The 12,355-nt window shown below is 58.5% G+C and carries 10 protein-coding genes and 1 pseudogene; 2 read left to right on the top strand and 9 right to left on the bottom strand.

From position 1 onward, the window contains the following. Positions 1–170: 170 nt before the first annotated feature. From uxuA to AC2FHW_RS18895, 4 genes are read right to left on the bottom strand one after another with little or no spacing between them, the layout of a single operon-like run. Positions 171–1,352: a mannonate dehydratase gene (gene uxuA / locus AC2FHW_RS18910; protein ID WP_496822450.1), complete on the bottom strand. Its 1,182-nt coding sequence runs from the start codon at positions 1,350–1,352 to the stop codon at positions 171–173. Next, a complete protein-coding gene (locus tag AC2FHW_RS18905; protein WP_271946124.1) occupies positions 1,349–2,401 on the bottom strand; it encodes a Gfo/Idh/MocA family protein in 1,053 nt (350 codons plus the stop codon). The genes uxuA and AC2FHW_RS18905 overlap by 4 nt, the downstream gene beginning before the upstream one ends. After that, entirely contained in the window at positions 2,398–3,399 is a 1,002-nt protein-coding gene (locus tag AC2FHW_RS18900; RefSeq protein WP_271946125.1) for a Gfo/Idh/MocA family protein, read from the bottom strand. The genes AC2FHW_RS18905 and AC2FHW_RS18900 overlap by 4 nt, the downstream gene beginning before the upstream one ends. Further along, a complete protein-coding gene (locus tag AC2FHW_RS18895; protein WP_271946127.1) occupies positions 3,396–4,412 on the bottom strand; it encodes a Gfo/Idh/MocA family protein in 1,017 nt (338 codons plus the stop codon). Before AC2FHW_RS18895 ends, AC2FHW_RS18900 begins: the two co-directional genes overlap by 4 nt. Positions 4,413–4,535: 123 nt before the next feature. On the opposite strand from AC2FHW_RS18895, the gene uxaC reads away from it, so the two are divergent. Beyond that, the gene (gene uxaC, locus AC2FHW_RS18890) at positions 4,536–5,879 is read left to right on the top strand and encodes a glucuronate isomerase (protein ID WP_416383907.1); all 1,344 of its coding nucleotides are present in this window, start codon (positions 4,536–4,538) and stop codon (positions 5,877–5,879) included. Then, positions 5,880–7,076: a mannitol dehydrogenase family protein gene (locus AC2FHW_RS18885; protein ID WP_496822448.1), complete on the top strand. Its 1,197-nt coding sequence runs from the start codon at positions 5,880–5,882 to the stop codon at positions 7,074–7,076. It abuts the gene before it with no gap. On the opposite strand, the gene AC2FHW_RS18880 is transcribed toward AC2FHW_RS18885, so the two are convergent. The 5 genes and pseudogenes from AC2FHW_RS18880 to AC2FHW_RS18860 form a co-directional block, all read right to left on the bottom strand. After that, on the bottom strand, positions 7,063–7,926 hold the full coding sequence (locus AC2FHW_RS18880; protein ID WP_271946132.1) for a sugar kinase: 864 nt from the start codon (positions 7,924–7,926) through the stop codon (positions 7,063–7,065). The two genes, AC2FHW_RS18885 and AC2FHW_RS18880, sit on opposite strands and share 14 nt — an antisense overlap. After that, complete coding sequence (locus tag AC2FHW_RS18875) at positions 7,923–8,804, bottom strand: DMT family transporter (protein ID WP_142634780.1); 882 nt, start codon at positions 8,802–8,804, stop codon at positions 7,923–7,925. The genes AC2FHW_RS18880 and AC2FHW_RS18875 overlap by 4 nt, the downstream gene beginning before the upstream one ends. A 3-nt stretch (positions 8,805–8,807) precedes the next feature. Continuing rightward, positions 8,808–9,737: pseudogene (locus tag AC2FHW_RS18870) on the bottom strand (NAD(P)-dependent oxidoreductase); the annotation flags it as partial. Between the two features lie 98 nt (positions 9,738–9,835). Further along, entirely contained in the window at positions 9,836–10,840 is a 1,005-nt protein-coding gene (locus tag AC2FHW_RS18865) for a Gfo/Idh/MocA family protein (protein WP_271946135.1), read from the bottom strand. Further along, entirely contained in the window at positions 10,837–12,339 is a 1,503-nt protein-coding gene (locus AC2FHW_RS18860; RefSeq protein ID WP_271946137.1) for a UxaA family hydrolase, read from the bottom strand. Before AC2FHW_RS18860 ends, AC2FHW_RS18865 begins: the two co-directional genes overlap by 4 nt. Between the last annotated feature and the right edge of the window lie 16 nt (positions 12,340–12,355).

Raw genomic sequence — 12,355 nt, 5'->3', positions numbered from 1 at the left:
GATGCCTCCAGGCATCGGTTTTCGCGGGAGTTTCACGCGTCTTGAACAGACGTCGGGCGAGTCCGGAAGACACCCCGCTGCCCGTTTACGTCCCGCAAGTAAACGAAGAATGCGGCGGTCAGGCAAGCAAAGAAGTGTCGCGGCGGAAAGAAACCGCCTGTCCCGACGCCTTACGAGAACGCCGCCATGATGCCGCGCAGTTCCGCCAGCCCGCGCATTCGTCCAATCAGCGGATAGCCGGGAGTGCTTTGTCCGCCCAGATCGTTCAGCAGTTCTTGTCCGTGGTCGGGCCGCATCGGAATTTGCCAGTCGCCCCGCCCTCGGGATTTGCGGCGACGCTGTTCGTTCATCAGTTCGCGAATGGTGCTTACCATGTCGGTGTCGCCTTCAAGATGCGCGGCCTCAAAGAAGTCCGGCTTCTGACTGTCTGACCCCGCGATGCGTCGGGTGTTTCGCAAGTGAACAAAGTGAATCCGTTCGCCATGCCGGCGAACGAACTCCGGCCCATCGAATTCAGGGGAAACACCCAGCGATCCGGTACACAAGGTTGCGCCGTTCGCGGGCATATCAACCGCATCCAGTACGGCGCCGTAGTCCTCGGTACTGGACATGACCCGCGGCAGACCGAGCAACGAGAAGGGCGGATCATCGGGATGACAGCACAAGCGCGCCCCCATTTCTTGGGCTATCGGGGCGACCTCAGACAGGAAGTCGATGAGGTTTGCGCGCAGCCGGTCACGGTCTATCTCGGCATATGTCTGCAGCAAGCCGCGCACGTCCTCTACGCTCCACTGATCGTTGGCGCCGGGCAGCCCCGCAGTGACATTGTGCTGCAACTGGGCCTTGGATTCATCCGACATGCGCATGAAGCGATCCTTGGCCGCTTGGCGGACGTCGCCGGAATAGTCTTCGGACGCGCCCGGACGTTCGAGAATATGTATATCAAAAACTGCAAATTCGGTCAGGTCGAACAGCATGGCCGTTCCGCCATGCGGCTGTGGGGCACGAAGGGCGGTGCGCGTCCAATCCAGGATCGGCATGAAGTTGTAGCAAACAACTTTGACGCCACGGACGGACAGGGCCCTGAGGCTGGACTTGTACGCCTGCAGATGCTCGGCCATGTCTGCCGACTGCGTCTTGATAGCCTCCGATACGGGCAGGCTTTCGACAACGTCCCAACTGTACCCGGCCGCGGCAAGAACGGCCTGCCGTTCGGCGATGCTCTGTTCATCCCAAGGCTGTCCGGGCGGGGTGTGATGCAGCGCGGTGACGATTCCCTGAACCCCGACTTGATGGAGATCGGCCAGGGCGATCGGATCCTCGGGTCCGAACCAACGCCAGCATTGTTTCATGGCAGCCATCCTTCATACAGTGGGTGATCGGGCCTGATGGGAAGGGCAACGCGCTGCCCGGTGCGCGCCGCGTGATAAATCGCCGTAACAAGGCCGATGGACGCAGCGCCATCCTTCAGCGTAACGGCCGAATTTGCCTCGGACCGCAGCGCTTTGCCGACTTCGGTAAAAAAACCTTCGAACCCCGTTGGCTCGGCAGCGGCGGCGGCAAGAGCCGCGTCGATAGCGGCTTGATCCGCCGGGTCCCGTGCGACGAATGACCAGGGCGTTTGACCCGGGGCATAGGGTTCTGTGCCAGAGGTGGCGGTCACCTTTTCAAAGACGAACCGCAGGCGGGTTTCGTCCGTGGCGGCGCCCAGGGTGATATTGCTTGTGCACAAGGCTCCGGAAGTCATGCCGAAGCAGATCGCGGCGCAGTCTTCCGTCTCGATCGGGTTGACCCGCGTCGTTGTCATTGCAGACACCCAGGCGATATCGCCCGCGATATGAGTCAGCAGATCATGGTTGTGGATGGCATGGCCCAGAACCGCGCCGCCGCGTTCACCGGCCCATGTTCCTCGCCACGGCACCGCGTAATAGTCCGCCTCTCGGGACCAATGGGTTTCAAGCGCGGCAGTTTGGACCGCTCCGGTCAGGCCTGCGCGTTGTAAGTGGCGCAGTTGGGCCAGTGACGGGCCCCACCGGTATTGAAAGACCGGAAACACCTGCTTGCCCGCGCTGCGTGCGGCTATGGTGATCCGATCCACATCCTGCAGCGAGGTCGCAAGAGGCTTTTCGCAGACAACGTGTTTTCCTGCGGCCAGTGCCGAAAGGGTGGTCGGTACATGCAGATGGGGCGGTAGGCAGATGTCGATGACATCAATCGCCGGATCATCCAGCGCGTCCTGAATATTGGTCAGAGAGCGAAAATCCGAGTTCTGTCGAATCTGTTCTATCCGGTCCGTATTCTGGTCGACCATGGCGGCTACGCGGAAGTCGCGGTCAAGCCGTTCCAGTGCGCTCAGATGTTGCGCACCGATACCAGCGCCAAGGATCGCAACGTTGATCATCTGCGTTCCGCCATTTCCTGCGCACGTAGCGCCAGTTCCATGACCTTAAAGCAGTGGGTCTGCGTCATTGCAGTTTCGGTCCGGTTACGGATGTCATCGGCGAGGCGCGCAAAGTAGGGAAGGCCGTCGTCAGATGCGTCGATCTTTTGGCAGGTTTCACCATTCACGAGGATCAGATGGTCCGTCCCTGAGGCCCCACCCACATCAACATATTTTCGCAACTCGATATAGCCTTCGGTTCCTAGGATCGTCAGACGACCATCCCCCCAGTTCGGAAGGGCATCCGGCGTAAACCAGTCAACCCGGATATACCCGGTACCATTCTCGCTGCGCAGATTGAGCTCTCCGAAATCCTGCAACCCGGGATCCTTGGGGTTTGCGTAGTTCGCCACGTAAGCGTTTGTGATTTCCGCGGTTTCCGAACCTGTGTAATGCAAGAACTGATCGATCTGATGCGAGGCAATGTCGGTCAGAATTCCGCCATAGCGGTCACGCCTAAAAAACCACTCCGGCCGGGTTGCCCGGTTCAATCGGTGCGGGCCAAGTCCGACCGTTTGGATCACGCGCCCTATGGCACCGGCCTCGACCAACTCGGTCGCCATGGTGCTGACCGGCGTTTCAAATCGTTCGGAAAAATTTACCGACCAGATTCGACCGGTGTCCGCGACCGTTCGCTTGATCTGGTCGAGTTGCTCGAACGTCGTGCAGCCCGGCTTGTCGCTCATGACATCCATGCCGTTCTGCATAGCGCGAATCGTCAACGCGGCCCTATCTGCCGGAATTGCGGAAATCAGCGCTAGATCCGCCCCGCAGGTTAGGGCGTCTTCCAATCGGGCCAGCCGCGGAATATTGGGAAACCTTTTGACGTAGCCCGGTAGCGTTTCTGGATCGCCTTGTGTCCAGTAGCCGACACAGTCCACGCCGATTTTACGCATGTTTTCCGTCATGCCATAGATATGGCGGTGGTCCAGACCAAGGGCGACGCAGGTCAGGCTCATGAGGCGACTCGTGTTTTCTGGCCGGTTCGATTGGCGATCTGCATCGCGTCTATGACGGCGTGAGTCAAAAGGGCACTGCGTCCGCTGGCCAGCGGCCTCGTTCCACCGGCGACGGTCTTGGCGAAATCCTCGATAACCGTCTGGTGCCATTCATGGGTGAACGCCATGGGATCGGCCCCTCCGCCTGTGGCGGACGTTTCGCCAACCGTGGATTTCCGACCATCGAAAGTGGTCAAGGTCAGGACACCTGAATCCAGATGCGCTTTGGCGCGCGTGCCCTGGATCGTGATAGATTCAGCGGCCCCAGGATATTCGGCAGTAGTTGCCATCAACGTTCCCACCGCGCCGTTATCCATTTCAAGGATTGCACCTGCCCAATCCTCGGCCTCGAGATCGTGTAACGGAGTTTTTTTCATCATGGCTTGAATGCCCGAGATCGGCCCCAGTAGCCACATCGCAAGGTCAAGCGTGTGGATTGCCTGCGAGATCATGACACCGCCTCCGTCGCGTGCGTAAGTGCCGCGACCCGGCTCTTCATAGTAGCTCTGATCACGCCACCAGGGGACACGGATCTCCACCGTGGCGATCGCGCCCAGCTCACCCTGTTCAATGGCTGATTTCAGCGCCTGCGAAGCGGCGCGGGCGCGGTGCTGAAAGACTATGCCCAGCGGAACACCAGACACCTCGCACTGCTCGACAATGGCCGTCGCGGCGTCCAGCGTTCTTTCGATGGGCTTTTCCATCAGGATCGGTTTCGAAGCGGTAGAAAGAACCCGCACCAACTCTGTGCGCTGATCAGGCGGGGTTGCGATGATCGCAAAGTCGACGTCTGGTTCGTTTGCGATTTCCTCGACCGAGCTGAATGTGCGGGTGTCGTTTCGCTGCGCGAACTCAGCTGCTTTTTCAGGATTGCGCCCGAGGACGCCGGCAAGATTGAGGCCTTGGTCCGATGCCCGGATGGCAGCCACATGCGTGCCCGAAACCATCCCCAAACCAATCAGCGCAATATTCATTCATTCCCCCGGATCACCCGGTCAGTCTGCGGGTTCGAACGGGAAAGATGCAACCATTAAAAACTGTGTTAACAATTGCGGGCAGCAGTATCGGAGGAAGAATTGACCGATAATTTGAATGGCATGGCAGAAGACCTGTACCTGGGCATCAAGAACCTGCCGATCGTGTCTCCGCATGGTCACTGCGATCCGGGGTGGTTTGCAGCCGATGAGCCGTTTCCCAACCCGGCCGAGCTGCTGGTGGTTCCCGACCATTACGTGTTTCGTATGCTCTATTCGCAGGGCGTTCCCTTGTCCGAACTTGGCGTTGGGGAAGAGGGGCGAAAGAAGGATCCTCGCGCCGTATTTCGCACCTTTGCCGAGCACTGGCATCTGTTTCTGGGAACGCCATCTCGGATATGGATGAACTACGTGCTGCATGAAACGTTGGGCGTGTCTGAGGAGTTGTCTTCGCGCACGGCTGACCTGATTTATGATAAGATCTCAGAAAAGCTGGTGCGACCCGAATTTCGTCCGAGGGCTTTGTTCGACAGGTTTGGGATCGAGGTTCTGGCCACCACGGATTCTGCTCTCGACGGCCTCGCGGAGCATCGGGAGATTCATACAAGTGGTTGGGGCGGGCGCGTTGTTCCGACGTTCCGCCCAGACGGGGTTTTGGATGGGGCGGACCCGGAGTTCGTACAGAACCTGAACAAGTTGGCCGAGCTGACAGGCTGCGATCTGGGCAGCTATGATGGTTACCTCAACGCGCTGCGAATGCGGCGTGCTTATTTCATCCAACTGGGATGTACTGCCACCGACCACGGTATCGAACGTGTTCAGATCGAGTGGCTGGAAGACCCGGATGCGCTGTACCAACGGCTGAGACGGCGGGAAGGTACCGAACAAGATGCTCGCCGGTTCTATGGGCATATGCTGATCGAAATGGCGCAGATGTCTGTCGATGATGGTCTGACCATGCAGATACATGCTGGCAGCAAGCGCAACACGAACCACGCGGTAATGCGGGACTTCGGACGGGACAAGGGGGCCGACATTCCAATCGCGATGGATTGGGTCACGGGCCTTGAGGCGCTGTTGAACAGGGTTGGAAACTCAGCGGGACTGCGCATCATACTCTTCACATTGGACGAAAGCACCTATGCCCGTGAATTGGCCCCTATGGCGGGACATTGGCCGTGCCTTAGGATAGGGCCGCCTTGGTGGTTCCACGACAGCCCAGCCGGGATTGCGCGGTATTTCGATCAGGTCGTTGAAACGGCCGGATATTACAATTTGGCCGGATTCAATGACGATACGCGGGCTTTTCTGTCCATTCCTGCACGTCACGACCTGTGGCGACGGGGGGTGGCGATTCATCTGGCCCAGCAGGTTGCGCGCGGCTATTTCGGTCGGGACAGTGCCGAGCATCTGGCGCGGTTGTTAGCGGTCGATCTGGCGAAACAGGTTTACGGATTGCAAAGCTAGATGGGTACAATTCTTCACTTCGGCCTTGGAAACTTCGCCCGGGCGCATTTGCTGGACTACACGGATCAAGCTGGCGGATGGGACGTTGTCGGCGTCAGCCTGCGTTCATCCTCGGTTCGGGATGGATTGGCCCAACAAGGTTTCGAGTATGATTTGTGTGTACAGGGGCAGGGCGTCCGGCGCATCAAAGCTCTGCGTGACGTTCTGGTCGTGCCCAATGATCGCACAGAGATTTTCGATGTGATGGCGGATGCCGAGATCATCTCGGCGACCGTCACCGAGAAAGGTTACCATTTGGACGCCGCGGGCAATCTGAACCTTCAGGACCCAGCGATTGCCGCCGATCTGGCAGGGCAATGGCCTGTGACGCTGATCGGTTTTTTAGCTTATGGCCTTGCGGAACGGTGCAAGCCAGTAACGGTGCTAAGCTGTGACAATCGCATGGAAAACGGCAAAACGCTCGAAATGGCAGTTGCCGATTTTGCGAATGCAGCCGGCCTGGACGTGAATTGGAATGCCGTTCGCTTTCCAAACGCGATGGTCGACCGGATCACCCCGGCTACCACGGACGCCGTTCGCGCAATCAGCGGCGATCCTATGGCTGTTCCGACCGAGGCGTTTTCGGAGTGGGTTATCGAAGACAGTTTCGCCGGTCCGCACCCGGATTGGCCGGGCGTGCAACTGGTCGATGACGTAGCCCCGCACGAGATGCGAAAGCTGCGCATGTTGAACGGTGCCCATTCCCTGTTGGCTTATGGCGGCTTGGAGCGAGGCCTGACCTACGTCCACGAAGCGGTTCGAGACCCGGTTTTGCGCCCGCTGGTTTCCGAGTTGATGAAGGATGCGGGCGCAACGCTGCCCGCAGCACTGCAAGTACAGGTTCCGGACTATGCCGAGGCTTTGTTGCGCCGCTTTGAAAACCTCGAGCTGGCGCACCGTCTGGACCAAATCGCGATGGATGGCAGCCAAAAGCTGCCGTATCGGTTTGTTCCCACACTCCGTGAGACCGGCGCTCAGGCGGTGATTGCAGGGATGCGGGCCTGGATCTCCTTTTGCATGTCCGAGACCGCCAAGGGCAGGACGCTGAACGATCCTTGCGCGTTGGAAATCGCCTCGGCTGTCAAACAGCCAGATCCGGTAGTGCCACTTTTGGACCTTGTTGGTGCTGAGGATCTCGCGTCACTTATCCGGGAATGATCGCGCCGCGGAACTGAACAACGGTGGAAGCCAGATTGTGTCCAGCCATCAGGGCCTCGGCCTGTGATTTTCCCGTCAGCAAGGCCGCGAGGTACCCACCGTTGAAACTGTCGCCCGCCGCTGTGGTATCCAGCACGTTATTGGCAGGCTCATAGGTTTGGTCAATGTTCTGGCCGATGGGCAGAGGACCATTTTCTCCGCGTTTCAACGCACCGACACCGTGATGATCGGCAAAGCGTGCCGCCACCTGATCAGTGCTTTCCCCGAAAAGCGCCATCTCATCGTCGATAGATGGTAGGGCAATATCTGCACGCTGCCAAAGCCGTTGGTTGATTTGCCGGGCGTGTTCGACGCTGTCCCAGAGACGCGGACGAAAATTGCTGTCATAGACCAACCGAACTGAAGATCCTTCTAGCCAGTCCAGAAGCGCAAGCCTCACCGAATGCGGAAGAATGGCTACGGAAATCCCTGACAAGTACAGCACGTCGTAACCGTTAAGCGGGCTGAAGTCGTGATCGGCAAATAGCTGACGGGCGGCCGCCTCGCTGCGCCAATAGGTAAAGCTGCGTTCACCGTCCGCAGATGTCGTGATTGCGTATAATCCCGGAGAGGCGTTCGGAATGATGCGGATGCCGGATGTCCCGATTCCATGACTGGCGATAAAGCCGGCGATGCGCCCTGAGAACGGGTCGTCGCCCAGACATGTCATATACTCCACCTGCAGATCAGGAGCGGCGCGGTGCATGTAGATGGCCGTGTTCAGCGTATCCCCCGCGACGCCCACCTTTGCACCGGTTTCCAGCATGGACAATTCGATCATTGCTTCGCCGATGCAGGCAATTCGCGTCATTTCTTTTCTCTCTTCCAGATGATGAGACCGGCAGTCATGATTAGAACAGCCCCTGCCAAAGTGAATGCGCCCGGTACCGTGTCAAAGAACAAATAGCCCCAAATCGCAACGTAGATCAGGAACGAATAGGTGAATGGCATCAACTGGTTCGCCGTTCCGAACCGATGCGCGTTCGTCAATAGTTGATGCCCGCACCAGCCAAAGACGCCAAGGCCGATCAGTACAATCAGGCTCCAAGTGTTTTCTGGCTGGACCCAAAACCATATGGCGAACGGCAGCAGAACCACCGTCCCGGTAAGCCCAAGGTAGAATTGCATGGTGTCCACGGCAACAACCCCGGACAGCTTGCGCGTCATGATCGAGTACAAGGCCAAAGCGGTGGCATTGTAGACGATCAACAGCATGGTCGGATGAAAGGCTGAACCAAACGGCCGCACGACAACCAACACCCCCAGAAAGCCCAGGGTAATAGCCGCCCAACGCCATGGACCCACGCGTTCTTTCAAAACGAAGACGGACAGAAAACACACGATGACCGGGCTTGAGAACATGATTGCTGACACGACGGTCAGAGGCAAAAACCGCAGGGCATAAAAATTGAAAACGGTCGCCGAGATCAGCAGCAAGGCCCGGCTAATGACCTGCCATGGATGGTCGGTCTTGAACCTGCTGGCCTCAATCCCGCCCTTGGCGATCACGCCCACAGAGATCACAAAGTGCCCCGCATAGCGCATGAATGCCAACTGAAATGCCGGCACGCCCGCCAACGCCAACCACTTGGCCCCAAGATCCACCAGCGAAAAGAATAGCCACGCCGTCAACATCAGCACGATGCCAAGGCGCGGCAGGTCCGCAGTGGGGCTGGCGGTGACGGCCATCGATCAGGTGTTGAAACGCTTGACGTAGTAGTCAACCATCTGGCTGACCATGTCGTCCGCCTGACCGTGGTCGCGCGCGTCAATCAGCGCCGAAAGCGCGCCCTGCGACATCACGCTGGTAACGCCTGCCTCGTGTGCCATGCGGTCATAATACCCAAGGTCTTTTGCCGCGTTCTTGATGGCAAAGGCCAGCTGATTTGGGTCATCCTCGACGCCGTAGGCTTTGACGAAATCCATCATTCCGGAATGCAGCGGCCCTGCGGCCATAACGTCATACACCTGCTTGCGGTCAACACCGGTAATATCTGCCATGGCAAAGGCTTCGGCCATTGCGTTCGCGACGGTCATTCCGAAGAAGTTGTTGATCAGCTTGATCGTGTGTCCGGACCCAACGGGCCCAAGGTAAAAAACGTTTTCGCCCAAGTCTTTCAGTGTCGGCTCGGCCTTGTCAAAGGCAGCCTTGTCGCCGGAAGTCATAATGTTGAGCTTGCCCTCTAGCGCGTGCGAAGGCGTACGGCCAAGCGGCGCATCAAGATAGCTTCCGCCGGCTGCGGCAACCTCCTCGGCCAAGGCGCGTGTGCTGCCTGGAAGCGAGGTGCCAAAGTCGATGACGATCGCCCCGGGTTTCAATCCCGAAATCACTCCATCTGCACCGCGCATACGGCCCTCGACCTGTTCGGAGGTACCCATGCACAGCATCACGATGTCACTGGCCTGAGCCAGTTCGTGGGCGTTTTCCATCTCGCGGGCTCCTCGGTCAATCGCGGCGTCCAGGTATGTGCGGTCGCGGTTTCCCAATACCGTGACCGAGTATCCTTGGTCCAACAGTCGGTTCACCATGGCTCCGCCCATTAGTCCCAAGCCGATAAACCCGATTGATGGTTTGCTCATTGGTTTCCCTTTCCGTAAATGTCTCTGGTTTTCATTCTTGTGTCTGGCGCGGGCGGTTTTGAAGTTCGGATGCTCATATTGCCCGGCGTGTAATTATAGGTTTTTGGGTGGCCCGGTTCTTCGCCGGGGCCGGATTTCCTTCAGGTCGGTGCCCGCGCTCGAGCTGACCGCGCTTTTAGCCCCTGTTCTATCCGTGATGTGACCTCGAGCGTCCGGGCCGCATCCTCGACGTCGATCAACGGTGAGGCGCCGTCGATCACGTCAAGGAAGTGATCCAACTGGGCCTCCAGCGGCTCGCGTTTCTGTTTCGGTCGTAGAAGTTGGTCTTTTTGGGCCGCAGTGCCCCAATCCTTTCCACGCCACAGGGTCATGGAAGGAAAACTTACAGCGCCCTTGGTTCCAGTGATCCACATCATGTCCTGTCGGGTTGTGCCGATATTCGGGTTTTCGCCGGTTCCGGCCTCAAACCCCCAAGGGCTGGGTGCGGTGTCGGCAAAGCTGATAGTGCCCGTTGCGCCGTTTTCGAACGCGATCGCGATAGCCCCGCTTTCTATCCGATCTGATCCGCGGATCGACGCGCCAGGCAGGGCGACGACATCTGAGATTTCTCCGATCACAAAGCGCATGACATCGATATCATGCACCAGGTTGATCATGACTGGGCTGCCATCGAAAGTCCGCCAGTTCTGTTCAAAATAACTCTCGGGTTTGCGCATGGCCCACAGCAACGAGACGTTGATAACTTGTCCGATCGTACCTTGCGTGATCACCTCTTTCAGTTGCTGCAAGGTTGTGTGATAACGCCGATGGTGGCCTACAAGGCTGCGGACATTAGCCTGGCGAACGGCCGTCTTCAGGCGCAGGGCATCATCGACTGATGCGGCAACCGGCTTTTCGATTAGCATGTGCCAACCGCGGGATGCGGCCAGAATGCCATGTTCTGCATGCAGACGGGTCGGCGTCGCAATGATGACGCCATCTACCGGGTCCTGCACCTCGTCCACACTAGCAAAACGCGGCACGTCTATCTTGATCGAGCCATCTGGATCGGCCAACCCGACCAACATACAGCCGGGATGCTCAATCACGGCGCGGACGTGGCGGATACCGATCAACCCACCGCCGGCTACAAGGATCCTTTTCACATCACCGCTCCGATTTGCCAGGGAACGAATTCGTAGTCACCCAAGCCCTGCGCCTCGGACTTGGTCCGCGCGCCCGAGGCGACTTGGAGCAGCCGTTGGTATATTTCCCGTCCTTTTTCTTCGACGCTGGTACCTTTGGTCAGAATGTCGCCCGCATCCACGTCCATGTCTTCGGGCATGCGCGCTGCCAACTCAGAGTTAGTAGCGATTTTCAGCGTGGGTGCCGGTTTGGACCCAAATGCAGAGCCGCGCCCCGTGGTAAAGCACACAAGGTTGCACCCGGCCGCAATCTGCCCGGTCACCGAGGCCGGGTCATATCCGGGGCTGTCCATGAAGGTGAAGCCTTTGGCGGTGATGGGTTCGGCGTATTTGAATACACCGGTCAAAGGGGTGGTTCCGCCCTTCGCCGCTGCCCCCAGCGATTTCTCAAGGATGGTCGTCAGACCGCCTTGCTTGTTGCCGGGGCTTGGGTTGTTGTCCATCGAACCGTGATTGCGAGCGGTATAGTCTTGCCACCAATCGATCAGTCCGATCAGTTTGTCCCCAGTTGCACGACCAAGGGCGCGGCGGGTTAAAAGGTGTTCGGCTCCATAGATTTCGGGCGTTTCCGCAAGGACACCTGTGCCGCCTTGGGCAATCAACAGGTCGCAGGCATGTCCGAGCGCAGGGTTCGCGGTCACACCTGACCAAGCGTCCGATCCACCGCATTGCAGCGCAACCATCAGTTCGGACGCCGGGGCTTCGCTGCGCCGCGCCTCATTGGCAAGGGGCAGCATCTGGTTGATCTTGCTGATGCCCATTTCCACGGTCCGGCGCAATCCGGCGACGTTCTGGATGTTCATCGTATGGAAGGTGGGGCTCTGCTTCAGCCCATACGCGTCCAACAGCCAGTCGATCTGGTTCATCTCGCAGCCCAGACCGACCATCAGAACAGCAGCGTGGTTGGGATGTTTCGCAAACCCCCACATGACCCGTTGAAGAGCTTCGAAACCGTCGCCAGAGTCGGCCATTCCGCAGCCCGTTCCGTGGACAAAGGCAACCACGCCGTCGACGTTCGGAAACTCTGCCAGCTTGTCCGGTGTGAAGTGGTTGGCAATCATGCGGGCCGCAGTCGCCGAACAGTTCACGGTGGTCAGAACCGCGATGTAATTGCGCGTACCGAACCGACCGTTGTCCCGGTGGTAGCCCATGAACGTATCGACCGAGGTGGCGGGTTTCATGGGCCGGTGGTCCGTCGCAAACTCGTAGTCCACGCTGGTATTACGGAACTCGATATTGTGGGTGTGCACATGGTCGCCAGGTTCGATCCGTTGGGTGGCGTAACCGATAATCTGGGCGTATTTTCTGACCGGATCACCGGGTGCAAGCATACGCGTGGCGACCTTGTGTCCCGAAGGGATGCGCGCATTGGTCGAGACATCTTCGACCATACTACCGGCCTCCAGCGGCCGAGTTGCAACCACCACGCTATCCATTCGATCTAAACGTACAAAAGTCATAATCAGCTTTCTTGGC

The sequence above is a fragment of the Ruegeria sp. YTSA108 genome (genome assembly GCF_059610185.1).
The sequence above is the reverse complement of the archived record's forward strand: the minus strand, read 5'-3'. Positions and strand labels throughout refer to the sequence as shown.